This window comes from Rothia sp. HMSC072B04 (assembly GCF_001813725.1).
In the GTDB taxonomy this organism is placed as follows: Bacteria; Actinomycetota; Actinomycetes; order Actinomycetales; family Micrococcaceae; genus Rothia; species Rothia mucilaginosa.
The window spans coordinates 32891-59870 of record NZ_KV813802.1; the positions used below are offsets into that span (position 1 = coordinate 32891).

Consider the following 26980-nt stretch of genomic DNA (forward strand, 5'->3'; position numbering starts at 1 on the left):
GGGCGGGTGCCCCTGTAGGAGCGAAGGAAGAGTACAAGCGCCTCCCTAACTGCTACAGCAAATACAGCAAAGCCCCGGATGCGCAACCCTCAGCAGGTTGCCCATCCGGGGCTTTAGCTACACAAAAAACAACAACAGGCTAGTGGCCCGCCGGAGCACCCTGACCTTCACCAGCACTGTGGCTCTCACCGTCAGCCGAGTAGTCCGAATCCTTACGCGGCGTAGTCCACAGCACCAGCGCCGTCAGGACCGCGAAACCAAAAATGGAGAAGCCCATCGGCAGGTACTCATGCTCACCGGCAAACGACACCAGCGGCGCCGCCAACGCACCCAGCATCGCCTGAACCGTACCCATCACCGCCGAAGCACTACCCGCCATGTGGCGCGCCTCGTTCAACGCCAACGCCGAAGCATTACCAAAAATCAGGCCGCACGAGCTGGTCAGCAGGAACAGCAGAACCAGCGTCGGCACCAGCGAAATACCGACAAGGAAGCTAACCAACAGCAGCGAAGACACCACCAGCAGGCTCACCACGCCAACATTCACAATGCGGCGCTGCGCCACACGACCAACCAGCTTCGTCGCAATCGCGCTGAACAGCACAATACCAATCGAGTTCACACCGAACACGATCGTGAACTCAGTCTCGGACAAGCCCAGAATCTTCTGCAACACAAACGTCGAACCGGAAATATACGAGAACAGCGCACCAAACGCGAAGCACATCGTCAGCATGAAACCCAGATAGCGGCGAATCTTGAAGACCTTCGGTAGCTCCGAGTACACGCTCAGGGCGGTACCCTGGTAGCGTTCCTCCACCGGCAGGGTCTCCTTAATCACGAAGATCACGCCGAGCATCATAATCGCGGTAACCACGCCCAGCACATGGAAAATATCGCGCCAGCTACCCCACGACAGCACCCAGCCACCAAACAGCGGCGCAAGCACCGGCGCGAAGCCGTTAATCATCATCATGACGCCCGTGAGCTTAGCGGTCGCCAGGCCCTCAGTCGTATCAGCCACGATAGAACGCGCCAGCACCGCACCAATCGAACCGGTGAAGCCCATCATGAAACGCGCAAAAATCAGCAGCTCAATATTTGGCGCGAAACCACACGCCACCGTCGCAATAAAGCAGATGACCGCACCGATCAGCAGCGGCTTGCGGCGGCCCGTCTTATCCGACAGGGGACCCACGACCAGCTGGCCGAGCGCCATACCCACCATGAACCCGCTCAACGTCAGGGATGCGTTCGTGCTGGTGGTGTTCAGGTTCTCAGCGACTGCGGGCAGCGCCGCCAGGTACATGTCCGTGGCGAGCGGCGCGATAGCGGTCAGCAGCGCCAGAACAACAATGAAAAGGGGCGATAGCCCGAAAGAGGTCTTAATCGACTTCGAAGACATTAGCCTTAGTTTTTCTTTCTGCGTGATGCGCGTGCAACGGCGCCTGCGGCTCTACACAACGTGGATGCGGCGGTACCGCCCCTGGGAATGAGCTTGCGCAGGCTAGAAGCACAACTTTTCTACGGTAGCAGAATTGGGTGTGGCTTCGTAAGTTAAATGTTTGACCTTTTTTCGGTGCGGGAGTGAAGAGGGTACGCAGAAGGAGCGGTGTTATCCACGCTCCTACAGGGGCACCCGTCCTCGCTTCGCTTCGGACACCCTGATGTCGCTTACGGATAACACCGCCCCTTGAGCGGTTTGTTTTAGCCTGCCGCTCAGCCCCCGGTGCTGAAGAAATATTTGAGAAATATTCTTGAGAAGCATTGCGAGGCCCAACGGCATAACTTACGTTGGTCATACCACGCGATACGACCGGAGGGACACCTCAGATGCGCAATCACTATTACAAATATTTGCTATGCATCCTGCTGCTCATAGCTTGTGTCTTGCTCGTAATCCTCGCTGTGCTTTCTAACAACAACCCGGGTAGCGAAAAAGACGGCACTGCCTCCACGCACGCGCCGAGCAATACCTCAACCTACTGGGATAAAGACCGCATGGAATCCGCTAGCCCGGCTCCCATGCCCGAGTAAAACAGCGCCTGAATAAAACTGCCTCTAAATAGCGTAGGGCCCAATGCTTCCAGATACACAAAGCATTGGGCCCTACTGTATTGTAGGCGGCTGCTACTGCGCCGCGCTGTCGTAGATGAAGTCCACGGTCGCGTAGTCCTCCGGGATCTCGGCGAGCAGCGCCTCCTCCTGCTTCGTCCAGCGTTCCCAGTGCGGGCGGAACGTGTCACCGTCACGAGCCATAGCGCGTTCGTGGCGCACCTCGTCCGGGGCGGTGGCGAGGATACGCACCTCGCAGGCGCCCGCAATCGCGCCGACACCCTCACAGATGATGACCTGCGTAGCCGCCGGGTCGACGGTGCGCACCTCACCGGGGGCGCCCGCCTCCCAATCCCACGGGGTGTAGGTTCCGGCAATACCTTCGGTCAGTTGCACGGATAGCGCGTCCCACGCCTCCACGCCGTCGAAGAGGCCGTCCCAGCCGGGGTAGAAGTCGTCCAGGTGCAGCACGTGCACGCTGTGCCCGGCGGCGGTGAGCTTCTGCTCAAGCTGCGCGGCGAGGCTGGTTTTGCCGGTGCCGCTACGGCCATCAATGCCGATAATCAGCGGAATCTGCGCAAAGTCGGCGAGGAACTGGGCACGGAATTCGGTGAATTCGGCGGTGTCCATGTCAAAGTCGTTGCCGATGCCGTGCTCCAGGCGCAGCATGTCTTTGCAGAGCTCCAGGATTTCGGTGGTGCCGGTGACGCGGCGGTTCTGGTTCAGGGGAATACGCTGACTCACTGCGCGTCGCCTTCCTGCTTGAGGTGGTTGATGAGGCCGCGTGCGGCAGCGTCAATGAGGCCGGTGGTGTACACGAAGTCGCGTTCGCTACCGTACCAGGGGTCGTAGATGCCGAGCTGGTCCAGGTGGGTGGTGGTGACCTTCGGGTCGAAGCTGCGCATCATACGGATCTTGGCCTTGTCCTCGTCGTTGCGGGCGAGGGCTTTGAGGCGCAGGTAGTGTGGTGCGTCCATGGCGAGGACGAGGTCGTTGCGGTCGAAGTCCTCGACGGTGAAGACGCTGGCGCGGTGCGCGGACGGGTCGATACCGCGGGTGGTGAGCTGCGCGGCGGCGCGCGGGTCGATGCGGTTGCCTTCTTCTTCGTTGCTGATGCCGCTGGAGGTGACGGTGACGGGCACGCCGGCTTCTTGGGCGTGCTGGCGGATGAGGTATTCGCCGACGGGGGAGCGGCAGATGTTGCCGGTGCAGACAGTCATGATTCGGTACATGGTTCTAGTGTATCGGTGGGGTAGAGGGTGTGGCACAGCCCCGCTGCATCAGAGGATACAGACGGGGCTGTGCTGGTGGGCTACTCCTGGTGATGGGGAGAGCGGCGAATTCTACAGCACGTGACACTCATATGGCTGTACTCCTGGGTTTGTTCATCCCATGAACCTGGGTCAAAAACTACGGTCCCGAAGGGGATGCTGAAGGTTTTATCCCCGAGCGTTGCACTACCAAGTTCAATAGGCTGGCTTCCGGAACGAACAGCGAAGTTGCTCTCTGTCCAATTGACTTGGTCAGAGAATCGGGCAGAGTCAGAACCCTCTGCAAATGTGGGTGCATACTTTTCGAAGTAGGAGCCCCCGAAGGTCAACCCTCCGGTGAAGGTTGCCTCCTGGAAGTGTATGTCTCCGCTGAAAGTTGTACATTCAAAGTGTGTACCTCGGTTGAAGGTCGCGAGTGCAAAGTATGCATTTCTGGTGAATGTTGCGCACGTAAAATATGCATTTCTGGTGAATGTTGCGCGCGTAAAATCTGCGGTTCTGCTGAAGGTTGCGTTCCGGAAACGTGCCTCTCCAGTGAAGGTTGCCGTCCAGAAGTTCGCGTCTCCGCTGAAATCCGTGTTCAAGAAGTCTGCGAATCTGTTGAAGGTCGCGTCTGAGAAATCTGCGGTTCTGCTGAAGGCTACGTCTACGAAGTATGCATATTCGTTGAAGGTCGTATATCTAAAATCTGTGTTTCCTGTAAAGATTGCGCCCGTGAAGTCTGCGTCTCCGGTGAACTTTGCGAATATGAAGTTCGTGTTTCCGTAGAATCGGGCAGAGCTGAATTGACCTTGTTCAATGGTGAGATTGTTCAGGGGATAGAAAATGGGTGCTCGGCTAAAATCGAACTTGAAGCCGCTCCATGCGCCGGATTTAACAGTTACCTTCTTGCTCTCGTCCACACTGACAGCGCTGCTACGTTTGCTCATCTCAACGAAGATAGTGCGACGTACGTCCTGTTCTTCGTGGAACTTTGCATAGTCTGCGGTGATGTCTTTAGGTTTTTCGTATTCACCAGAATCTTCGAAACGTTTAAGCAGGACCTGGAGCCGTGAAGATTCTTCTTCGCTGAGCTTCTCCGAATCTGTTTTCTGGAGCTTTTCTAGTTCCTTGCGGGTTTCGTATTCTTCAATTTCCTCTGCCAAGGGGAAGGGCGAACGAATGTAAGAGCAGAGGTTATTGATAATAACCTGCCCTTCTTTTTGTTGTTCTTTTTGTTCGAGGGTTTCATCAGCAAGCCACTCATCGACCAAGCCAACAAGGGTATAGATACCGCCCAGACGGACAGCTGCTTTCTCGTTGGCTAGTTGCTCTATGGCTTTGGCATAGCGGCTACGCCGTTCAGCGTGTACCTGGCGAATATGGTCACGTTCACTCTTGATGGCATCTTGTTCACGTTTTGCAGCCTCGTTCTTTGCATCCTGTTCATTCTTTTGAATATCAGCCTCGACCTTGCGACGGTCGACCTGGTTCTTCCAGCTGGTCTGCAAAAGAGTCAAGATGGCGATGATGCCACCAGTTATGTAGAGAATGTGTAGACGAAGATCCGCAATTGCTTTGCTTTCAGGGTACTTATTATCAGTGTCGCTAGCCGGGATAAGCAGACTTAAGAAACCCATAACGGGGCCCACGACAGGAATGTTGGATAAAGACTTCCATAGAGGAACTGTAAACGCCAGGAAGCCTCCAAGGCATCCGAGGAAGATGAGTATCAGGGAGAAATAACGAATATAAGGCGGCTCTTTTAGCGGGGTCTCATTGTTTGCCAAGACAATCTCCTGTCTTCATTGAGAGGAACGGTCACCTTTCAGCATAGTGCAAAGCTGCCTATCCTGCGCTTCTAACGGCCATGCACAAAGACCTCACCACATATTCAACGTGGCGGGGCCTTCGGGATATTACTGCGCAGGTTCACTGAGGCGGGTGTAGTCCTGTTTCTCTTCGTCCCAGGAATCAGGGTCGTACAGTACGGCGTCGAGAGGGAGAATGAATGTTTTGTTGAGAAGTTCAGCCGTGCCGCAGGCGAAGCTATGAGTACTCTTGGGATAAGTCTCAAATATGTAATCTTTTGAATCTGCATGTGCAGAGAACCGAGCTCTCCACAATCCTATATCTGACATAGATATAGCGAAGATTGGCTCAGAGCGATTGAAGCTTGACGACCCGAAATCCGCATTTTTAGTGAATGTCGCCCCCGCAAAAAACGCATCGCCGGTGAAAATAGCCCCGTTGAACTCTGCGGCGTTGGCGAATATTGTCTCGTTGAAATGTACGGTATCGGTAAAGGCAGTTGTGCTGAAGTCTACGGTGTTGGTGAATACCGCTTCGTTGAAGTTTGCAGTCCCGATGAAATCTGAATTAAAGAACTTTGCGTCAGTGTAGAACTTTGTCCCCGAGAAATCAGCTTTCTCAATTGTGAGGTTATTGAGGGGATAAAAGACTGGTGATCGGCTGAAGTTGACATCAAAATTACTCCACGTTCCTGGAATAATTTCGATTAACTTGCCATAATCATCCAAAATAGCCTCGCTACTACGTTTGCTCATTTCACCGAAGATAGTGCGGCGTACATCCTGTTCTTCGCGAAATGCTGTCCGGTCTTTGGAGAAGTCTCCTTCATAGTTATCAGGCTCTGAATCGCCCTCAAACATCTCTGCTTTTAACGCCAGAGGAAAGGGCGAACGAATGTAAGAGCAGAGGTTATTGATAATAACCTGCCCTTCTTTCTGTCGTTCTTCGGGAATGAGAGTGCCATCGGCGAGCCATTCATCAACGAGGCCCACGAGAGTATAGATACCACCCAGACGGACAGTCGCTTTCTCATCAGCTAGCTGCTCGACAGCCTTGGTATAGCGGCTTCGGCGTTCAGTGTGAACCTGGCGGATATGGTCGCGTTCGTTTTTCTCCGCGTCCTGCTCATTCTTCTTGATGTCGGCATCAATTTTGAGACGGTCACCCTGGTTCTTCCAATTAGTCTGCAGAAGAGTCAGAACCGCAATAATACCGCCAGTGATGTACAACAGATGCAGACGCAGCTGATCTGAACTGCCCGAGCTCATGCCGCAGAGCAACCACAGCATCCAAGGCAGAAGAATTGCAACCGCGCCGCCGCCCAAGCCGAAGCCAATGAGGAGCTTAGTAAAGTGCCGGATATACCAAGGATTCTCCTGAGCTTTCGGAGCTACCGGGTTTTCTGGAGCGGATGATGTGTTATTGCTGGGCACTAGGTTCTCCTGTCCTCTCTGATAGGAACGTTCACCTTCCAGCATAGGGTAAACCTGCCTGCCGTGAGTCGTGCCTGGTCAAACGCAAAGGCCCCGCCAGCGCTGGATGCACGGGCGGGGTCTGTGCATATGGTGTGTGGGAGCTTCCCCGACGGCGGGGGAGTGCTAGGTTTTACTGCGCAGGCTCACTCAGGCGCGTGTACTCCTGCTTCTCTTCGTCCCAGGAATCCGGGTCGTACAGCACCGCACCGACAGGGAGAACGAACGTTCTATTAAGAAGTTCTGCCGTGCCACAGCTGAAACCGTGCGGGCTCTCCGGGCGCGCCTCGAACAGGTAATCCTGCGGATCCGCCTGTGCCGAGAACCGTGCCCTCCGCAGACGCCTCTCCAAAGCCTCAAAGGACGGCTCAACGTACGCGAAGCTAGTCTGCCTGAAATCTGCCCGCTGACCGAACGTCGCATCCGCGAAGTAGGCGCCCTCAAAGCTTGCCCCGTTGAAGCTCGCCGCCCCCGCGAACGTCACCCTACGGAAGCCGACAAACGCTGTGAATGTTGCCTTACTAAAATTGGCATCCTGCGCGAAGGCCGCGTTATCGAAGTTCGCTCGCTGCGGGAAGTCCATCTCATAGCGCGTCCTCGGAAGCGCAATAAAAGACGCCCGGCTGAACGTGGCGTCGCCGTCGAACCGCGCCCCACCAAAATCCTCGTACTGCGTGAAGGACGCCCCGCTAAAGTCCGCCGCGCTCGCAAAGCTCGTGCCGCGGAACATTGCGGACTGCTTGGTGACTACACCGGCAAAGCGCGCGGCCCCGCCGAAAAGCGACTTGGAGAACACCGCGGGGCGATTGAAGACCGATGCGGCGAAGTGCGCTTCATCGTGGAACGTGGAGGCGGTGAATACTGCCTTTCCGCCGAAGGTGACCGCCGCGAAGCTGGCTATGCCCGCGGTGTTCAAGCGTGAGAAGTCGGCGTCGGCCTCGAAGGAAGCTACCCCGAAGTCGGCCGCAGCTGAAAAGACCGCGTCTGAGAAGTCAGCTTCGCCGGTGAAGGTTACGGTTGCGAAGCTTGCCGCGTCCGCAAAACGTGCCTCGCCGAATTCTGCCGCGCCTGCGAAGTGTGCGGCGCTGAAACCCACCCAGTCGTTGAAGTTCGCGCCATGGAAGGATGCGTCGGCCGTGAACTGCGCCGCCGAGAAGCTGGTGTCACCGTGGAAGGTTGAACCAGAGAAATCCGCCTGTCCGTAGAAGGTTGCGGAGGCGAAGTCGGCGTTCTGAAAGTGCAGCTGCCGTAGCGGGTAGAAGATGGGCGCACCGCCAAAGTCGAAGCGCAGGTCAGCCCACATTGGCGATATTGGCGGCACCGCGTGCTGATTTTTCTTATTGCCTGCCTTGCTGCTTTCGGTGACTGCGGCGAGGCGGCGGCTGAACTCCATGAAGACCGTGCGGCGTACCAGCTGCTCTTCGCGGAGTGCCTCCTGATCGCGCGTAAAGTCGCCTTCGTACCCTTCGGGGGCCTCGTCTGCTTCTAGAACCTGCCGTTTCTGCGCGAGGGGGTAGGGCGTGCGGATGCACCCGGTCAGCGCGTCGATAATGGCTTGGGCTTCTTCGCGGCGCACCTGTTCGGGGAGGGAGGTGTCGGTGAGCCATTCGTCTGCGAGGTTTACGAGCGTGTACGCCCTGCGGAGGCGTGTGGCGGGCTGCCCGTCGAGGAATTGTTCGAGAGCGTGCGTGTAGCGTTCGTGTCGCTCAGCCTGCAGGTTGTGTGCCGGGGTGTTTTTGCGTTGCCGCAGCTTTGCGAAGAGTTTGTTGAGGTTCATGGTGGTGCGCCCTTCCTGCTCCGGTGCTGGCTTATAACCAGCATAGGGGAGAGCCCCACCCTTGCGCGCTAGTGCTGGGCAAAAGAAGAACCCCCGCCTGCATGAGAGGTGTAGACGGGGTTTCTTCTAATGCGCCTTACTTGGAGGGGGTTTCTCCCTGATTGTCAGACTCTTTTATTGGTTTCGCAGGTTCGCTTAGCCCACTGTAATTCCCATCCTTATACTTTGGGGACATCGGGTCGAAAAGTACCGTTCCAAGGGGGATTTCGAACGGCTCGCCGAGAAGAGTAGCGTGTCCACAGTTGATAGATTCGCCCACCGGCGCGGCCGAGAAATCGTAGTCCTGTGGGTTTGCAGCTGCAGAAAATTGTGCTTTCCGCTTTTTGAGAACAAAGCTTGGCTCAAGTTTCGTGAACTTTGCCCCGCTGAAATTTGCGGCGCGGGTGAAGGTCGTTTCATGGAAAATCGCGGTTTCGGCGAAAGTCGCTTCGCTGAAGTTTGCCTCTTCGGTAAAGGTTGCATCACTGAAGTTTGCCTCTTCGGTAAAGGTCGCCCACTTGAATTCCGCGTTTTGGGCGAAGTGTGTAACACTGAAGTCCGCTTTCTGAGTGAATGTCGCTCCGTTGAAGTCCGCGTTTTGGGCGAAAGTCGCTCCAAAAAAGAATGCTTCCTGGGTGAAGGTTGCGCCGTTATAAGAAGTGTATTGGGTGAAGGTTGCGCCGTTAAAGGAGGCGTTTTGGGTGAAGGTTGCTTCGACGAAGTATGTCTCTTGAATGAAGGTTGCTCCGACGAAGTACGCCTTTTGAACGAAGGTTACTCTGCTTGCATACACGTTTTGAGTGAAGGTTGCTTCGGTGAAGTCCGCGACTTGGGTGAAGGTCGTGTCCAAGAAATATACGTCCTGAGGGAAAACTACTCCAACGAAGTGAACGTCCTGGGTAAATGTCGCGTCGTTGAAGTATGCCCTATGGGTGAAGGTTGCGCCACTGAAGGTTGCTTCCTGGGTGAATGTGACTCTGCTAAAGGCTGCTTCCTGGGCGAATGTTGCTCCGTTAAAGTTGGCATTTTGGATGAAGGTCGCTCCGTTAAAGTTGGCATTTTGGATGAAGGTTGCTTTGGAAAAATCTGCCTTTTGGAAGAAGGTTGATTTGTTGAAATTTGCATTATTGTAGAATTTGGCGGATGTGAAAATACCTTTCTCGATTGTGAGATTATTGAGGGGATAGAAGATTGGAGCCTGCCTGAAATCAAAATCGAATTCACTCCAATCGCCAGAGATGATGGTTAATTTTTTGTTTTCAAAGGTGGCTTTACTGGAGCGGTCGCTCATCTCGGAGAAAATAAGACGACGGATATCAGCTTCATGCACAAGGACCTTTTTATCTGATTCAGGGAGGGAATCAAATTTTTCCAATTGTTCATTGGTGTAATTATTTGGAGTGGTGCGTATATACTTACAAAGCACATTTATGATTGTTTGAGCTTCTTTCTTTGCCTTCTTTTTTAGCTTCTTTAATTCTTTCTTGTTATTACTGAGGTCTTTGTAATCTAACCAAGCATCGGCAAGTTTAGCCAGTTTAGGTACAGCAGCATAAGCAGCTTTCATGTCGCTGCCGTTAAGCTCCGCAACAGCTTTATCAAAACGATCATTGTAGGAGTCATGGAGCTGGCGAATATGGTCTCGTGTATCTTTTTGTTTTTGGATTTCTAACTGTTCTTTTTCAAGTTCACTTTTCTGGTGGGTTTTATAGTATCCAAAGATGGCGATAATTCCACCCGTGATGCCAAGTAATGCAGTTGTTAGCGGGGCTCCGTCTCCAATGAGTTTTGTAACATTCATAATCATTGGAATTAAGATTGCAAGTGTGCCACCAAAAACAACAACTATTGTAAAAAATTGAGGTTGATTTTTGTGAAATGAATTTATAATATCAGATTTTTTCTTGTATGCCTCACAGAGATTAATTGCAATATATATAACGGTGAGTATGGATAAGAATATCCTAATTATATTAACGGAGACGGTAGGCGGTATTGAACACGTGATAGGTAGCAGATTGCAGATGGTAGGCAGTAGGGGAGGGGTAGAAGGTGCCTCTGAATAACATATAAAATGCGCGGCCGTCAGTACAATAATCAAAACAATGAGAAAATATCTTCCCCCTCCCGGTTTCATAATCGAGATAAGTACATTAATTGGGTCAGGACTTTCCTTGGAGAGTGTTTCCTGGGGAGACACAAGGGGCTCCTATCTACTTTGAGAGGATATGGTCGTAACCAGCATACGGTAGGCAGGCAGGCTCAAGCCACAGGTGAAGGTTGGAGAATTGCGGGTCGGACAAGCGGAGATACCTCCATCTAGTGAGCAATGGAGCTTGCAAGCGGGTTCGCCATATATAAGAGGAGTGAATCTCTGATATCTCAGGCGGGTGCCTGTAGCTGAGGTGCCTACACGAAGCGCACCCCTAGCAACGCTGCTAGAGGCCTAGCTTCTCGGCTCAAAAATCGTGCCTAAAAATCATCCCGCGCACCCTATATAAGGTGCCCTCAGACCACCTTCCGGCACCTCTCACACCCTCATTTTTAGGTTTTTCGTCCCTTTTTTTAATTTTTTTAAAAAATTTTTCGCCCAGTTAGCCCGCCCATGTCCGCCGTGCGCTGAATCGCCTCGCCACACCCTAGCGCCACCCAAAAACCGCGGAATTTCGCGGCAAAACCGCCCATTCGCGCCTCGTCGCCGCCCCAAAATCGCCCGCAAAACACCCTTCCAGAGTCTCAAAAAACCCGCCCCTCACACACCTCCGCGAAAAAAAGTTGAGTAAAGTTCGCTCAACCCTATTGACACGCCCTCTGGGAGGGTGCATACTTGAGTACATGAGGCTCAAGGAGCCGCGCAGACCACCCCACACGGGGCGGCACGCGCAACACCGACCGCCTCCAAAACTTTCAAACTAACCCGCCTCGCATTAGAAGAAGCGGGGCACTGATCACAAGGAGTGAATAAATATGGCACGTGCAGTAGGCATTGACCTCGGTACCACCAACTCTGTCGTTTCGGTTCTCGAAGGCGGCGACCCCGTAGTTATCGCCAACGCAGAAGGCACCCGCACCACCCCCTCCGTCGTCGCATTCTCCAAGGACGGCGAGGTTCTGGTCGGTAGCGTTGCAAAGCGTCAGGCAGTAACCAACGTCGACCGCACTATCTCCTCCGTCAAGCGCCACATGGGCACTGACTGGACCACCGAGATTGACGGCAAGAAGTACACCCCGCAGGAAATCTCCGCTCGTATCCTCATGAAGCTGAAGGGCGACGCAGAGGCATTCCTGAACGACACCGTCACCGACGCTGTCATCACCGTCCCGGCATACTTCAACGACGCTGAGCGTCAGGCAACCAAGGAAGCCGGCGAGATTGCAGGCCTGAACGTCCTGCGTATCGTCAACGAGCCCACCGCCGCAGCACTCGCATACGGCCTGGACAAGGGTAAGGAAGACGAGCTCATCCTGGTCTTCGACCTCGGTGGCGGTACCTTCGACGTCTCCCTGCTGGAAGTCGGCAAGGACGACGACGGCTTCTCCACCATTCAGGTTCGCGCAACCAGCGGTGACAACCGCCTCGGTGGTGACGACTGGGACCAGCGCGTAGTCGAGTGGCTGCTCGCACAGGTGAAGGCAAACACCGGTGCTGACCTGTCCAAGGACAAGATTGCTCTGCAGCGTCTGCAGGAAGCAGCTGAGCAGGCTAAGAAGGAGCTGTCCAGCGCTTCTAGCACCAACATCTCCCTGCAGTACCTGTCCGTGACCCCCGAGGGCCCCATCCACCTGGATGAGAAGCTGACCCGCGCAAAGTTCGAGGAACTGACCCGCGACCTGCTCGAGCGCACCAAGAAGCCCGTGCTCGACGTAATCAAGGAAGCTGGCGTGTCCATCTCCGAGATTTCTGAGGTCATCCTGGTCGGTGGCTCCACCCGTATGCCCGCCGTTGCTGAGCTCGTCAAGGAGCTCACCGGCCGCGAGCCCAACAAGGGCGTGAACCCCGACGAGGTTGTGGCAATGGGTGCAGCACTGCAGGCAGGCGTGCTGAAGGGCGACCGTAAGGACGTTCTGCTGATCGACGTCACCCCCCTCTCCCTCGGTATCGAGACCAAGGGCGGCGTGATGACCAAGCTGATCGAGCGCAACACCGCAATCCCGACCAAGCGTTCCGAGACCTTCACCACCGCAGAGGACAACCAGCCCTCCGTGACCATTCAGGTCTTCCAGGGTGAGCGTGAGTTCACTCGCGACAACAAGAACCTGGGTACCTTCGAGCTGACCGGCATCGCCCCCGCACCTCGCGGCGTGCCCCAGATTGAGGTCACCTTCGACATCGACGCAAACGGCATCGTCCACGTCTCCGCAAAGGACAAGGGCACCGGCGTTGAGCAGTCCATGACCATCACCGGCGGTACCTCCCTCTCTAAGGACGACATCGACCGCATGGTCAAGGATGCAGAGGCACATGCTGAGCAGGACAAGGCACGCCGCGAGGCTGCTGACACCCGCAACGAAGCCGAGTCCGTCGCATACACCACTGAGAAGCTCCTGAAGGAGAACGGCGACAAGCTGCCCGAGAACGTCAAGACCGAGGTTCAGGGCGATGTTGACGAGCTGAAGAAGGCACTCGAGGGCGACGACGACGCAGCAGTGAAGTCCGCATTCGAGAAGCTGCAGGCATCCCGATCCAAGTTGGGCGAGGCACTCTACGCAGCAGCACAGGCTGAGGCATCCGAGTCCAAGCCCGCGGCTGATGAGGACGTTGTCGACGCCGAGGTTATCGACGAAGACGAGAAGAAGTAATCATGGCTGAGCAGGAAAACACCACCCCCGACCCGCTGGAGGAGGCATTCAACGCCCCCGCAGCGGAAGGCCACCCCGAAGCTGAATCGGTCGAAAGCCCCGAGGAAGCTGCGGAAGCCGTCGAGGCTGAGCTCCAGGACGCCGTAGAAGCAGAATCTGCTGATGCGGCACTCGCCGCGGAGCGCCTGGACTCCCTGCTTCGCCTGCAGGCCGAATTCACTAACTTCAAGAACCGCACCGCTCGCGAAAAGGAGCAGCTGCGAGGCTTCGTAACCAGTGAACTGGTGACCGCGCTGCTGCCGGTGCTCGACGATATCGACGCCGCACGCAAGCACGGCGACCTGCAGGAAGGCCCCTTCGCCTCCATTGCTACCAAGCTCGAAGAGCTGCTCGGCAAGCAGGGTGTGGAGCGCTTCGGTGAAGTAGGCGACGCCTTCGACCCGAACATCCACGAAGCTGTACTGCAGCAGCCCACCGACGAGGTGGCTGAGGATCATGTCTCCATGGTTCTGCGTTACGGCTACCGCGTGAACGACCGTGTGGTTCGTACCGCTCAGGTGGCTGTGGCTGTCGCACCGTAAGGTGGTCGGCTCAGCAATGGCTGAATAACTAACGACGGGCGGGTGCTCTCCCTGGTGGGGAGTGCCCGCCCTGTTGCTTGCCTGGGCTACTATGCCCAGTGTTAGCGCGGGTTTCGGTGAGCTGTGGCGGCGGTCAAGAGGCTTGTAGGGGCGCTATTTTTTGGGCTCAGCCCTTTCAAAATTGAGTCAAGTAGACTAAACTTTTATATAGAGTATTAAGACAAGCACGCGGTGCCCCTGCAAGCCGTCCCGTAACCGAGGAGGGCGGCGCATCACCGCAGAAGGAGAAACACAACATGGCAAGTGAAAACTGGCTAACCGACGACTTTTATAAGGCACTGGGTGTCAGCGAAGACGCAAGCGAAAGCGACATCAAGAAGGCGTACCGCAAGCTCTCCCGCAAGTACCACCCGGACCTGAACCCCGGCGACGCCGCAGCAGAGAAGAAGTTCAAAGAAATCTCGGAAGCATATGACGTGCTCTCCGACAAGAAGCAGCGCGAAGAGTACGACCAGATCCGCCGCTACGGTGCCGCAGGCATGGGTGCGGGCGGCTTCGGCGGAGGCGGCTACACCGGCTACCCCGGCGCGGACGCATTCGGCGGCTTCAGCAACGGCGGCGCAGGCATCAACATTGATGACCTGCTCGGCGGCCTCTTCGGTGGTAGCGCCGGCGGCTCCCGACGCTCCGCAGGCTTCACTAGCGCCGACTTCGGCGGCATGGGCGGCGGCGGCTTCGGCGGCGCACAGCACGCAGCCCCCGAAGAAAGCACCACTAGCACCCGCATCAGCCTCGCCCAGGCATACACTGGCGCAAACGTGACCGTGTTCCTGCCGGACGGCTCCCACACCGAGGCACGCATCCCCGCAGGTATCAAGGACGGCCAGAAGGTCCGCCTGCGCGGCAAAGGTCTGCGCGGCGGCGACCTGAAGGTCACCGTGCGCGTCTCCGATGACTCCGTGTACTCGCGCGAGGGTAACAACCTGATTATGCGCGCGCCCGTCACCCTCGCCGAGGCCGTCGACGGCGCAGTGATTGAGGTGCCCCTGCCCGACGCATCCACCGTGAAGCTGCGCCTGGCACCCGGCCAGGTCGGCCGCCGACTGCGCGCCAAGGGCCGCGGCTTCAAGGCTAAGGGTGGCGACGGCGACCTGCTGGTCATCCCCGAAATTGTACTGCCCACCGAGCTGAGCGCAGAGGCGCAGGAAGCATTCGATAAGTTCGTAAAACTGGCACCGCAGGAGAACCCGCGTAAGGATCTGTTGAAGAAGGCGAAGTAAACCATGGCATCTCGAGAATCATCATCTAAGTCCCGTAGCGGTAAGCCGTTGCACAGCGTGGACCTGCCGGTTTTCGTGATTTCTGTGGCGGCTGAGCTGGCGGGCATGCACCCGCAGACCCTGCGCCAGTACGACCGCATCGGCCTGGTCCAGCCTTCGCGTGCGCCCGGTAAGGCGCGCCGCTATTCGCAGCGTGACGTGAACCGTCTGCAGCAGATTCAGCAGCTCTCGCAGGAGGGCGTCTCCCTGGAGGGTATTCGCCGCATTATTGAGCTGGAGTCCCTCGTGGAGGAGCAGCAGGAGCAGATTGCGGCGCTGCAGCGTCAGGTCGAGGATGCGAAGGTGAAGCTGGGCTTGGCGGAGCGCGTGTTCGCTGCCGGTACCAGCGGCGACGTGGTGCATATTGCCCGCGGTACCCGCCCGGCGCCTCGTCAGCGTTCTTCGGCTGTGGTGTTGTACCGTCAGCGTCACCAGTCGGCTACGGCGGATGATACGAAGCCGCAGCGCTAAACCGGCTAAACCCGCTACACTGGGATAAATGGTTCGGCTGTTCTAGCTCGCTTCTAGTTCATTTGAGCTGGTCAGCCGCCCATATAGACTTGTGCGTCTTAGCGCCGCGCGAGCGAGGTAGGGTAGACCCCCGCCCGCATGCACTCAGACCCACACACAAGGAGGTGAGGCTCCCCGAATGATCGGGGAGCCTCACCTGCTTTAACGTATGCACTTTGCGCGGTGGCGGGAAATCACCTGGCGGTAACTCTCGCTAACGCTGCCCCGCTTACTTGCGGCGGTAGGTCAGATCGTGCGCGCGGCGGCCCGCCTCCTGAGCCTTACGCTCAAAGCTGGTGAGGGTACGACCCTCCCAACGCGGAGCCCAACCACCCAGCGGATCCTCCTCGGTCGCACCGGCGCCGGGGTTCACGTTCTCAAAGTCGGGGTGCGCCTCCAGAACCTCACGCATGACCAGGGCGTACTCCTCCCAGTCAGTCGCCAGACGCCAAATGCCGCCGGGCTTGAGCACGCGCGCAACCTTATCAGCGAACGCCGGGGATACCAGGCGGCGCTTGTGGTGGCGGGATTTGTGCCAGGGGTCCGGGAAGAACACCCACAGCTCGTCCACGGAGTTCTCTTCGAGCATGTTGTCGAGCAATTCGGGTGCGTTCGCCTGAGCCACACGCACGTTCTCCACGCCGGCGTTGCCCATCTTCAGCAGCAGGTCCGCGATGCCGGGGGTGTACACCTCAACGGCGAGGAAGTTCGCCTCGGGCACCTCAGCTGCGCGGTGCACGATTGCCTCGCCCAGACCGGAACCGATTTCGACGACCTGGTACGCCTCACGGCCGTAAATCTTAACCGGGTCGAAGGTCGCCTCGGGTGCGACGGAGGTGTCGGTGCGCAGGCGCGGGATGTCCAGCACGTGGGTGGGGGAGTAGGTGTCCCACGCCTTCTGGCGGCGCGCGGTGAGGCGGTCGCCGCGGCGGACGAAGGAGTAGGGCTGGCGGAAGAATTCCTCGGGAACCGGCTTCTTGGCCTTTTCTTCGGTGGATTCGGGTGCCTGGCTAGGCTGCGTGTTCTCAGTAGACATACCTAAAAGAATAGCGTAGCGCCGCTACACCGTGTGGTTTCGCGGCGTGCGGGGCTGGCGTGACGCTGAACTAGCCGGGCGTGAGACTGAACTAGCTGGGCGTATGCCGGTCTGAGAAACACAGAAATTTAGTGCGCAGACAAAAGTGTGGCGGGAACGAATACTGTTCCCGCCGCACTTTCGTGAGGTCGTCTGAGTGAGTTAGCGTGTGGGGCTTACTTCTTGGAGCCCAGCAGTGCCAGGCCTGCGCCGAGCATCACGATGTTGTTTGCGAGCTGCTGACCGTCCTGGGTGGGGCGGAAGTACTTGTCGTGCATGTCCGGGTTGCGGAAGTACATGGTCATCAGGTTTGCCGCGAATGCGGTCAGGCCTGCGCCCGCCAGGCGTGCGGGGATGAAGGGGGTCAGCAGGGTTGCGCCGAGTGCGGTTTCTGCGCCGGAGATGAGCTTACCGAAGGTTGCTGCGTCCAGCTTGGAGACTGCGGGAACACCGGTTGCCGCCATCTGTTGCAGGAAGGCGTAGGTGCCTTCGTCTGCCTTGAGCTTCTTGACGCCTGCGTCGAGGATGAGTGCGCCAGCGGTGAGTCGCAGTGCTGCGTTGGAGAACTTGCCCATTGTTGTGTCCTTCTGTTCTGTAGTTGGTTGGTTAGGTTTTTGTTGAACGGTTTCTACTCTAGACCCGGTTTCTCGCCTTGTAAAGTTTTACGCGTAAAGTTTCTAAATATTTTTGAAAACCCGGCAGAAGCGTGCAGAGAAGGGGTGCGATCTAAGGGCGGTGCGGGGCGTGTTTTGGGTGGAGGTTGAGAGATGTCACAGGCTCGCCCCGTCTCAAAAATCTGGTGATGTTGTATTCCTTGTACTTGTGTGGGTATGAGGGGGTAAAATTTGAAATTATGCATTCTCTGCATAATCTTTTATCGGCGATGCAAGAAGTCGGAAGCCCCGCAAAATCGGAGCCCACAAGCCCAAGCGCACCGCGCCGGCTCGGGAAGCGCGGGAACCGCCTCCTGGCGCGCCGTTCAGGATTATGTATGAATACCAGCCACCCGGACTCGCCCCCGAGTGAAATTTAGGGCGAATCGACGCAGGAAAGAGAAATACGTGACACAGCAGCCAATGCAGCACAACTCCGTCACCGGCCTGGACTCCGAAGCTGAGCACTCCAAGCTTCAGCGCGGACTAAGCTACCGACACATCCAGCTGATCGCTATTGGCGGCGCCATCGGCACCGGCCTTTTCCTCGGCTCAGCAAAGACCATCGCCCTGACCGGCCCCTCCATCGTCTTTGTTTACGCCATTATCGGTAGCGTCATCTACTTTGTTCTGCGTGCCATGGGTGAGATTCTGCTCTCCAACCCCAAGTACAAGTCCTTCACCGACTTCATCACCGACATCCTCGGCCTGCGCGCCGGCTTCTTCGTCGGCTGGTCGTACTGGTTCTTCTGGGTCGTCACAGGTATCGCGGACGTCATTGCCATTACCGGCTACATCAAATACTGGTGGCCGGAAATCCCAGCCTTCATCCCGGCGCTGACCGTTATCGTGGCTCTGCTGCTGCTGAACCTGCCCTCGGTGAAGAACTTCGGTGAAATCGAATTCTGGTTCGCAGTCATTAAAATCGTCGCGATTGTCGCCCTCATTATTGTTGGTGCGCTCATGGTTGCCTTTAGCTTCACCGCGCCCGACGGTACCGTCGCCTCTGTGGCAAATCTCTGGGATCGCCCCGGCCCCTCCGGTAGCGGTATCTTTACCCAGGGCCTGACGGGCTTCCTGGGTGCCTTCCAGATTGCGCTCTTTGCCTTCGTGGGTGCTGAGCTGGTTGGTACCGCCGTGGCGGAAACCGAACACCCCGAACGCACCCTGCCCAAGGCGATTAACGCGGTACCCTTCCGCATTGGCCTCTTCTACGCCCTGCCGCTGCTGACCATCCTCGCCGTCACCCCCTGGGACAAGCTGGATAAGTCCATGAGCCCCTTCGTGGGCATGTTCTCCCTGGCGGGCATTGCTGTTGCCGCCTCCCTGGTGAACTTTGTGGTGCTGACCTCTGCGGCATCTTCGGCGAACTCCGGTATTTTCTCGACCTCCCGCATGGTGTACGGTTTGGCGCACGACGGTGCCGCACCCTCCGCACTGGGCAAGCTCACCAAGAATGGTGTGCCCGCCAACGCCCTGTACCTGACCACTGTGATGCTGCTGTTTAGTCTGGTCATGCTCTATGCCGGTAGCGGCATTATGGAGGCGTTCACCGTGGTGACCTCCGTGGCGTCGATGATGGGTATCTTCACCTGGAGCATGATCCTGATTGCGTACCTGGTATACCGCAAGAAGTTCCCCGAACGCCACGAGGCATCCGCATACAAGATGCCCTGGGGTATTGGCATGAGCTGGTTTGGTCTGGTCTTCTTCGCCGTCATGGTCTACGCCCTGAGCCTGTACCCGGACACCGCAATCGGTCTGGCGCTGACCCCCATCTGGTTCATCGCTCTGGCTATTGGCTACGAGATTCTGACCCGCCGCCACGCGGCGAAGCGTGCTCGTGCGCTGGCTGTTGAAAACGCTGCTGACAAGGCTGGTCAGAAGTAGTTTCTGTTCTTTCTGTGGTGCTGTTGGTAAGCCCCGTTTCTGCATTCTTTGAGGATGCGGAGGCGGGGCTTTCGCGTGCCCTCGTGCTTGCCTGTTTACGTTCGAGGCGGCATTTTTTACACCGCTTGATATGACGTGAATAATAGAAACAGGTCACATTTTTGCCGTAAATCCTGTTTTCTTGCACTTAACACCTGTAGAATAACTATCCAAGTAGCTGTGAGAGCTCTCAGAAAAACTCCGCGTTAGTCGATAGCGTGACACTTCCGAATGCCGCGCGGTATTTGATAGAGACCCAGCCTCGCCCCGAAATCCGGGGACGCCCCGCAAGCTAATGGCCGCATATTCATACAGTGACCGTGCCTGCTGCGATCTAGCGATTCTTATTCCAGTAACGGCACATGCGGTACGGGGTACAACCGCTGAAAAGAGGACGTCGTGACTGAACAGAACAACGTCAGCCTGAATCCTAAAGCTCCCGAGCAGGGAGAGCGACTACACCGCGGTCTAAGCAACCGCCACATCCAGCTCATCGCCATCGGCGGTGCCATCGGCACCGGCCTGTTCATGGGCTCCGGCCGCGCTATCTCCCTGGCGGGCCCCTCCGTGATTTTCGTGTATATGCTCATCGGCGCCGTCATCTTCCTGGTGCTGCGAGCTATGGGCGAGATTCTGCTCTCCAACCTGAGGTACAAGTCCTTCTCCGACTTCACCACCGACCTCGTCGGCCCCATGGCCGGGTTCTTCCTCGGCTGGTCCTACTGGTTCATGTGGGTGGTCACCGCCGTCGCGGACATCATCGCAATTGTTGGCTACCTGCGTCTGTGGTGGCCCGACCTGCAGGCATGGATTCCGGCGCTCGCCGTCATCGGTGTTCTGCTGACCCTGAACCTGGTGTCCGTGAAGAACTTCGGCGAAATCGAATTCTGGTTCTCCATGATTAAGATTGTCGCCATCGTCGCCCTGATTATCGTTGGTGGCGGCATGGTCGCTATCGGCTTCACCTCACCCAGTGGCGCGCAGGCGTCCGTCGCCAACCTCTGGAACGACGGCGGTATGTTCCCCAACCACCTGATTGGCTTCCTCGGCGCGTTCCAGATTGCCGTCTTCGCGTTCATGGGCTCCGAGCTTGTCGGTACCACCGCCGCAGAAACCCAGGACCCCGAAAAGACCCTGCCCAGGGCAATCAACGCCGTGCCGGTACGTATTATGGTCTTCTACGTGGGCGCGCTCGTCACCATCCTGATGGTTACCCCCTGGCGCCTCGTCAGCCCCGATAAGAGTCCCTTCGTCGCCATGTTCACTCTGGCGGGCTTGGGCATCGCCGCGCACATCATCAACTTTGTGGTGATTACCAGCGCAACCTCCTCGGCGAACTCCGGTATCTTCTCCACCTCGCGCATGGCATTCGGCCTGGCGCGCGAGCGCAGCGCCCCGCAGTTCCTGGGCAAGATCTCTAAGAACGGTGTGCCGCGTAACGCGCTGTTCCTCTCCGCCGTGATGCTGCTGTCCTCCATCGTGCTGCTCTACGCGGGTGACTCAATCTCTAGCGCGTTCAACCTGGTCACCACCGTGGCTGCGGTACTCGTGATTTTTGCGTGGGCGATGATTATGGTCAGCTACCTGATGTACCGCAAGAAGTTCCCGTCACGCCACAAGAAGTCGAAGTTCCGTCTGCCCGGCGGCCGTTTCTCCGCGTGGCTGGCTCTGGCGTTCTTCGCCTTCACCATTGGTGTGCTGACCATGAACGAGGAAACTCTCATGGGTCTGCTCGCGATGCCCGTCTGGTTCGTGATTCTGGGTATCGGCTGGGTCTTCAAGCGCCGCGCTGATGCCCGCCGCCACGAAGCAATCTCGACCCGCACCGCGCAGATTGCGATTGTGGAGGCGTCCGAGATTTTCTCGGCACGCTAAACACCCACGCTAAGCCACGCCGGCTATCGGTGCCGGTTATCTCGGTACCGGCTATCAGCGCATGCGTAAAGCCCGCGTCACCTGCTCCTCTCAGGGAGCGGGACGCGGGCTTTCGCTGTCTCTAGGGATGAACCCGACGAGAGGCTCGCGGGAGTGCGCGCTTAGAGGGGCGCCACCTCAGCCTCTTCGGCAAGCGGGTCGTTATCGTCATCGGTGCGGTAGAAATCCCAGCGTTCACAACCGCAACCCGAACGCATCGCCTCGATGACGGCGGCAGCTGCCTCCAGCGGGTCGAGCGCGTGCAGATTCCACAGCGCATGCACCGGTACCGGGTGCCTCCAGCCGTGCTCCTGCAGGAACTCCGGGTCGAAGGCGGGCAACGCCTCGACGGTGGGTTCAAGCTCGCAGAGGAAGCCGGTGGGGGAACGGAAGACCGTCACCACGGGGGTCGGGTCGGCGTCTTCCAGGCAGGCGCCGTCGAAGAAGTAGTAGGTGCTCAGGCGGCGGTTCCAGGCAAGCTGCGCGAGGCGTTCGCCGAAGACTTCCACCGTCTGCTCCCACTGGGTGCGGTGGTACGCCGCCAGGTCGGTGTGGGCGGTCTGCACCACGCCGATGCCCTGCTCGGTGAGTTCGCGGGCGCTCAGACGTGCGGGCTCTGCCGGTTCCGCGGGAGCGCCCGCAGGGGAGCCGTCCGGGGTATCCGGCTCTGCTAGTTCTGTTTCGGGGAGCTCAGCGTTAGTCAGCTCAGCGTCGAGGAGCTCAGCGTTAGTTAGCTCAGCGTCGAGGAGCTCAAGCTCCTCAGCGGCGCTCGCCTCGGACTCCTTCGACTCAGCGGCACCCGACTCCACGGCAGCTGCGTTTGCTTCGTTCTTCGTCCACAGGCGCAGCTCGCGGGCAATCTGCGTGCGTCCGCGATGCAGAGTCGTCTGCCAGGAGCCGAACTTGGCGCGTACCGCACCCAGCGGCGGCACCTGCTCAATGAGCGTGGGAATGGTAGACCAGTAGCCGTAGTTCAGCGCCGTCGGCTCGCGGTCGTAGCGGGCGCAATAGCTCAAAAACAGGCTCAGAGTCTTCGGCGCAAAATCCTCGGGTACCGCCGCGGCGTCGATATACCACTCGTTCTCGAGCGCCTCCGCCGGGTAGATGCCGGTGCGGAGCATGCCCAAGGACCAGTCGCCGTCACCGAGGTAATCGTTGACGGTCTGAACCGGTGCCGGCCACGCGGATTCGCCCTCCATACTGGCGGCGAGCAGGGTGTACAGGCTACCGCCCTCGGTGCCGATTTCTTTCACGCCGCGCCGCCTGATGTCCTCGAGGGTCTGCGCGTAGGCTTCTTCCTCCAGCTGGGAGTAGGGGTGTGCGGCAAGGTACTTGAGCGTAGCGCCGATCTTCGCCAGAACGTGCGCAATGTCTTCATTGCTGAAGTGGCGTGCCTCCAGCGCGGGCGGCAGGTCGTGAATAATATCGCAATCAAGAATCAGCGCCGCGTACTCGGGCTCCGGAGGCAAATCGTAGGCTTCCGCGAAAACGTACCAGAGGCCGCAGGCGAGTACCGTGTAGCTCGGGGCGTCTACCGTGACCGGGCCAAACTGCCAGATGCCGGAGTCCAGCGCATAGTTCAGGTACTTCTTGTTGATGTGCGGGTACAGAAAGTTGAGGCGGCGGAGAACCTGGGTAGGGGTGAACCCCAGCGCGGCGAGTTCGGCGATGAGTTCCGCGTACTCGTCGTGAAAATCTAAGTAGCCCTCCGGCGCATTTGATAGCGCGGCTTGTTCGCGCATGGGTCCCTCTTTCATCTGCGGGATGTGGCGGCACCATGTCGTACCGTGCCGCCGAAACCCTGAACGTGTGCACGCAGATAAGGGTGTTTGCGTGGTGTGAGGCCACCCCTTATCTGCACGAATAAGAGATATTTTTTCAAAAAAATATGCTCTTTTATCTAAATTTATCGCTGAAACTTAGCACTATTCAAATATGTGAACCCCTAACACGGTTTCTTACGGAAAGATGACAATGTTTAGCGCACCCACAGGGCAAAATGTGCGTAAAGACTCGTAATCTGCGCTAGAAGATACGGTGGAAAAATACGCTTACCCGCACCCGCACAGGCGAGCAAAATACGCCCCGCGCTGACTCTTTCCTCAGCATTACCTGCCAACCCATGAGCCGCGGCGAAATATGCGAAACTGGAAGGATGAGCGAACACCCCCTCCCGAGCAGCATCCGCCCGCGCGCGGATCGAGCTGCATACCCCGCGCCCAGCAGCGCCGCCGGCAATGAACCCAGCAGCGCCGCACACCGTGAAAAACACGAAACCGGCGGCAAGACTGAGCAGCCCGCCGAGCACCTCATCAACGCGCTCGCCGTAGAAACCGGTATCGCGCCGCACCGCATCCGCGCAGCCGTGGCGCTGCTTGACGCCGACAACTCCGTACCCTTCATCGCCCGCTACCGCAAAGAAGCAACGGGCGCACTCACCGACACCCAGCTGCGCACCATCCAGTCGCGCCTGGGCCAGCTCCGAGCCCTCGAAGAGCGCCGCAACCGCGTGCTCGAAGCGCTCACCGAACGCGCCGACGAAGGCCTCATCGACCCGCTCACCCTGCTGCAGCTGCGTTCCTCGCTCATGAACGCCGCCACCATCGCAGACGTGAACGCCATCTACACCCCGTACCGTAGCGAGCGTGTGACCCGCGCCCAGATGGCGCGTGCCGCCGGGCTTGATTCCCTCGTCGAAGACCTGCTGGAGGTGCCCCTCGCTGAGGCGCACGCCATCGCCGCCGCGTACATTACCGACGGCACCGAAGACGACGAGGACGAGAGCATTGAAGCCGCAGAAGCAGACGAAGCCCTGCAGATTCACAGCGCCGAAGAGGCCCTCGACGGTGCCCGCGCAATCCTGGTTGACCGCGCCCTCACCGACCCGGTGCTGAGCGAAAAGCTCCTCAAGCGCCTGCGTGAAGGCGGCGTGATTGAGTCCCGCGTGATTGCAGGTCAGGAAAGCATCGGCGCGAAGTTCTCCGACTATTTCGCCTTCTCGGACCGTATTCGTTCCATTCCGCCGCACCGTGTGCTGGCGCTGCACCGCGCCAAGGAAGCCGGCGTGGTGCGCCTCAAAGTGGATGTGGCACCCGCCCCCGTGGCGCTCAGCCGCCTGCGTGGTGCCGCCCGCGCCGAAGCTGAGGCCGCCGCCGAAAATTACGAGAACGTCCGTTCTGCATACGAGCGTGAAGTCGCCGCCGCGCTACGCATCCCCGTGCAGGTGCTCAACACCGTCGACGACGAAGACCGCGTGCTCGGCTGGCTCGCCGCCACTGTGCGCACCGCATGGCGCAGCCACCTGCGCCCGCGCCTTGCCGAACGCATCCGCCACCAGCTACTCGACGCCGCCGCACAGCACGCGACCGAGGTGTTCGCCTCCAACCTGCGCGATATTCTGCTCGCCGCACCCGCCGGACACAAGACCACCCTCGGCCTGGACCCGGGCCTGCGCCACGGCGTGAAATACGCCGTGGTTGACGGCACCGGTGAGCCGTTGCGCGTGGGCACTGTCTACCCGCACGCCCCGCGCAACCAATGGGCAGAAGCACTGCGCGAGCTCGCCGCCGCCTGCCGCGATTACGGCGTGGAACTCATCGCCATTGGCAACGGCACCGCAAGCCGCGAAACCGACAAGCTCGCCAGCGAACTAATCCGCGCCCTGCGCGAGGAAGGCGCAGAAGCACCTCAGAAGGTGACCGTCTCGGAGGCGGGCGCCTCCGTCTACTCCGCCTCCGCCCTGGCCGCCGCCGAACTGCCCGACTACGACGTAACCGTGCGCGGCGCCGTCTCGATTGCCCGCCGCCTGCAGGACCCGCTCGCCGAGCTCGTCAAAATCGACCCGCAGTCCATCGGCGTGGGCCAGTATCAGCACGACGTGCCGCCCGCCGCCCTGCGCCGCGCCCTCAACGACACCGTCGAAGACTGTGTGAACGCCGTGGGTGTGAACCTCAATAGCGCCTCCGTGCAGCTGCTCGCGCACGTGGCGGGCGTGGGCACCGCAACCGCCGAACGCATCGTTGCCTATCGCACCGAACACGGCGCCTTCGCGAACCGTCAGCAGCTGCTGAACGTGCCGCAACTGGGCGCGAAAACCTTCCGCCAGGCGGCAGGATTCATCCGCATCCGCGGCGGTGAGGAGCCGCTGGACGCCTCCGCCGTGCACCCGGAAGCCTACCCGCTCGCGCGCCGCATTATTGCCGACGCGCAGGCGCGCAACGGCGCCCACTGGGTTGCCGGCGCCCTGGGTACCTCGGATGGAACCGACCCGCTCGCCGGGCTGAACCCCGCCGACTACGTGCAGGACAGCCACGAGCAGGACGGCCACATGCCGGAGAGTGCGGAAGGCACCGCCGGCGTGTACACGGTCGAGGACATCTTCGCCGAGCTGCGCCGCCCCGGCCTGGACCCGCGCGGTAGCTTCCGCACCGCCCGCTTCTCCGAGTCCGTCTCGCACTTCGAGGACGTGCGCCCCGGCATGGTGCTCGAGGGCACCGTCTCGAACGTGGCGGCATTCGGTGCGTTCGTGGATATTGGCGTGCACCAGGACGGCCTCGTGCACATCTCGCAGATGAGCCGCGGCTATGTGGCGAACCCGCACGATATTGTGCGCAGCGGCGACATCGTGCAGGTGCGCGTCGTGGAGGTCGACCCGGCTCGCCGCCGCATCTCCCTCTCCCTGCTGGTGGAGGACGAGAACTAGCGGGGGAGAGCGCAAGCGTTCGCTGACCTGTTGAGCAATCCGCGAATGAGCATTCTCTAAAACCTTAGCTCCCGCAAGAGCGCACAAAAGCCCCGACAAACACTATCTGTGCCTGTCGGGGCTTTATGTAGGTTCGATTCGAGCTCTACGCCCGAGCTACACCTTAGAAGTCGATGTTCGCCGGGTCAGCGCCAATACGACCCTCGGGGCTGGAAAGCGCATCCACAGCCGCGATGTCCTCGGCGGTCAGCTTCACGTTCACCGACGCCAGGTTCTCCTCAATGCGGGAGGGGGTCACAGACTTCGGGATAGCCACGGTACCCTTAGCCAGGTGCCACGCCAGCACGACCTGCGCGGGGGTTGCGCCGTGGCGCTCCGCAATCTCAGCCAGCACGGGGTTCTGCAGCAGGTCGCTGCCGTTACCCAGCGGGCTCCACGCCTGAGTCGCAATGCCGTACTCGGCGTGAACGGCGCGTAGCGCCTCCTGCGAGAAGTAGGGGTGCAGCTCGATCTGGTGGATGACCGGAACCACGCCGGTCTCCTCGATAATCTCGCGCAGCTGCTCCTCGGGGAAGTTCGAAACACCAATCGAACGGACCTTACCCTGCTTCTGCAGCTCAATCAGCGCCCGCCAGGAATCCAGGTACAGGCCCTGCTGCGGCTTAGCCCAGTGAATCAGGTACAGGTCAACGTAGTCGGTGCCCAGCTTCTCCAGGGACGCCTCAAACGCCTCAAAAGCGCTCTCGTAGCCCTGATCGGAATTCCACAGCTTGGTGGTGAGGAAGATGTCCTCACGAGCCACGCCGGAGTTAGCGATAGCGCGGCCTACGCCCGCCTCGTTGCCGTAAATAGCGGCGGTGTCGATGTGGCGGTAGCCGATCTCCAGGGCGGTGGCCACGACCTTCTCGGCAACCTCGTCCTCAACCTGCCACACGCCGTAGCCCAGCTGCGGAATGGATCGGCCGTCGTTGAACTTTACGTTCGGTACGTTGTAGCTCATGATGCTCCTTTGGAATCTATGGGGAGGCGGCGCCTCCGTAAGTAGTCCTTCAAGGCTACGCCTCAGAGCCCCCGTTGAGAAGAGCCGGGCCG

The 26980-nt window shown here is 58.6% G+C and carries 19 protein-coding genes; 8 read left to right on the forward strand and 11 right to left on the reverse strand.

The window, feature by feature from the left end; genetic code table 11:
• Positions 1-139: 139 nt before the first annotated feature.
• The gene (locus tag HMPREF2928_RS03790) at positions 140-1405 is read right to left on the reverse strand and encodes a multidrug effflux MFS transporter (RefSeq protein WP_070687409.1); all 1266 of its coding nucleotides are present in this window, start codon (positions 1403-1405) and stop codon (positions 140-142) included.
• A gap of 503 nt (positions 1406-1908) precedes the next feature.
• On the opposite strand from HMPREF2928_RS03790, the gene HMPREF2928_RS09290 reads away from it, so the two are divergent.
• The gene (locus tag HMPREF2928_RS09290; protein ID WP_256370601.1) at positions 1909-2037 is read left to right on the forward strand and encodes a hypothetical protein; all 129 of its coding nucleotides are present in this window, start codon (positions 1909-1911) and stop codon (positions 2035-2037) included.
• A gap of 93 nt (positions 2038-2130) precedes the next feature.
• On the opposite strand, the gene HMPREF2928_RS03800 is transcribed toward HMPREF2928_RS09290, so the two are convergent.
• The 6 genes from HMPREF2928_RS03800 to HMPREF2928_RS03825 all read right to left on the reverse strand — a co-directional run bounded on the left by HMPREF2928_RS03800 (position 2131) and on the right by HMPREF2928_RS03825 (position 10605).
• A complete protein-coding gene (locus HMPREF2928_RS03800) occupies positions 2131-2799 on the reverse strand; it encodes a nucleoside/nucleotide kinase family protein (protein ID WP_049340568.1) in 669 nt (222 codons plus the stop codon).
• Positions 2796-3287 carry a low molecular weight protein-tyrosine-phosphatase gene (locus HMPREF2928_RS03805; RefSeq protein ID WP_070687410.1) on the reverse strand — a complete coding sequence of 164 codons (492 nt, stop codon included), beginning with the start codon at positions 3285-3287 and terminating at the stop codon, positions 2796-2798. The genes HMPREF2928_RS03800 and HMPREF2928_RS03805 overlap by 4 nt, the downstream gene beginning before the upstream one ends.
• An 80-nt stretch (positions 3288-3367) precedes the next feature.
• Positions 3368-5095, reverse strand: coding sequence for a pentapeptide repeat-containing protein (locus HMPREF2928_RS03810; protein WP_070687411.1), 1728 nt, complete (start codon positions 5093-5095; stop codon positions 3368-3370).
• 129 nt (positions 5096-5224) lie between these two features.
• Positions 5225-6550 carry a pentapeptide repeat-containing protein gene (locus HMPREF2928_RS03815; RefSeq protein WP_236146156.1) on the reverse strand — a complete coding sequence of 442 codons (1326 nt, stop codon included), beginning with the start codon at positions 6548-6550 and terminating at the stop codon, positions 5225-5227.
• Positions 6551-6722: 172 nt separating this feature from the next.
• Positions 6723-8366, reverse strand: a complete 1644-nt coding sequence (locus HMPREF2928_RS03820; protein ID WP_070687413.1) for a pentapeptide repeat-containing protein — start codon at positions 8364-8366, stop codon at positions 6723-6725.
• 136 nt (positions 8367-8502) lie between these two features.
• Entirely contained in the window at positions 8503-10605 is a 2103-nt protein-coding gene (locus tag HMPREF2928_RS03825) for a pentapeptide repeat-containing protein (protein WP_141754946.1), read from the reverse strand.
• Between the two features lie 767 nt (positions 10606-11372).
• Between HMPREF2928_RS03825 and dnaK the strand changes: the two genes are divergently transcribed.
• From dnaK to HMPREF2928_RS03845, 4 genes are all read left to right on the forward strand, one after another.
• Complete coding sequence (gene dnaK, locus HMPREF2928_RS03830; RefSeq protein ID WP_070687415.1) at positions 11373-13205, forward strand: molecular chaperone DnaK; 1833 nt, start codon at positions 11373-11375, stop codon at positions 13203-13205.
• A 2-nt stretch (positions 13206-13207) separates the two neighbouring features.
• Positions 13208-13786 (forward strand): nucleotide exchange factor GrpE, encoded by a 579-nt coding sequence (locus HMPREF2928_RS03835; RefSeq protein WP_049327877.1) that lies wholly within the window; start codon positions 13208-13210, stop codon positions 13784-13786.
• 296 nt (positions 13787-14082) lie between these two features.
• Positions 14083-15066: a DnaJ domain-containing protein gene (locus tag HMPREF2928_RS03840; RefSeq protein WP_070687416.1), complete on the forward strand. Its 984-nt coding sequence runs from the start codon at positions 14083-14085 to the stop codon at positions 15064-15066.
• Positions 15067-15069: 3 nt separating this feature from the next.
• The gene (locus HMPREF2928_RS03845) at positions 15070-15576 is read left to right on the forward strand and encodes a heat shock protein transcriptional repressor HspR (RefSeq protein ID WP_049341461.1); all 507 of its coding nucleotides are present in this window, start codon (positions 15070-15072) and stop codon (positions 15574-15576) included.
• Positions 15577-15844: 268 nt separating this feature from the next.
• Here HMPREF2928_RS03845 and trmB read toward each other — a convergent pair whose 3' ends face one another.
• Together trmB and HMPREF2928_RS03855 are read right to left on the reverse strand one after the other, a co-directional pair.
• Positions 15845-16651: a tRNA (guanosine(46)-N7)-methyltransferase TrmB gene (trmB, locus tag HMPREF2928_RS03850; protein ID WP_005508988.1), complete on the reverse strand. Its 807-nt coding sequence runs from the start codon at positions 16649-16651 to the stop codon at positions 15845-15847.
• Positions 16652-16866: 215 nt separating this feature from the next.
• Entirely contained in the window at positions 16867-17265 is a 399-nt protein-coding gene (locus HMPREF2928_RS03855) for a hypothetical protein (RefSeq protein ID WP_070687417.1), read from the reverse strand.
• 501 nt (positions 17266-17766) lie between these two features.
• Here HMPREF2928_RS03855 and HMPREF2928_RS03860 point away from each other — a divergent pair.
• Both HMPREF2928_RS03860 and HMPREF2928_RS03865 read left to right on the forward strand, forming a co-directional pair.
• Positions 17767-19233, forward strand: a complete 1467-nt coding sequence (locus HMPREF2928_RS03860) for an amino acid permease (RefSeq protein WP_049354969.1) — start codon at positions 17767-17769, stop codon at positions 19231-19233.
• Between the two features lie 438 nt (positions 19234-19671).
• The gene (locus HMPREF2928_RS03865; RefSeq protein WP_070687418.1) at positions 19672-21147 is read left to right on the forward strand and encodes an amino acid permease; all 1476 of its coding nucleotides are present in this window, start codon (positions 19672-19674) and stop codon (positions 21145-21147) included.
• Positions 21148-21308: 161 nt separating this feature from the next.
• Here the strand turns inward: HMPREF2928_RS03865 and HMPREF2928_RS03870 are convergent, their stop codons facing one another.
• Complete coding sequence (locus HMPREF2928_RS03870; RefSeq protein WP_070687419.1) at positions 21309-22928, reverse strand: dehydrogenase; 1620 nt, start codon at positions 22926-22928, stop codon at positions 21309-21311.
• Between the two features lie 413 nt (positions 22929-23341).
• Here HMPREF2928_RS03870 and HMPREF2928_RS03875 point away from each other — a divergent pair, with 413 nt between their 5' ends.
• Entirely contained in the window at positions 23342-25888 is a 2547-nt protein-coding gene (locus HMPREF2928_RS03875; RefSeq protein WP_210399870.1) for a helix-hairpin-helix domain-containing protein, read from the forward strand.
• Positions 25889-26051: 163 nt separating this feature from the next.
• Here the strand turns inward: HMPREF2928_RS03875 and HMPREF2928_RS03880 are convergent, their stop codons facing one another.
• Complete coding sequence (locus HMPREF2928_RS03880; RefSeq protein ID WP_070687420.1) at positions 26052-26888, reverse strand: aldo/keto reductase; 837 nt, start codon at positions 26886-26888, stop codon at positions 26052-26054.
• Positions 26889-26980: the final 92 nt, after the last annotated feature.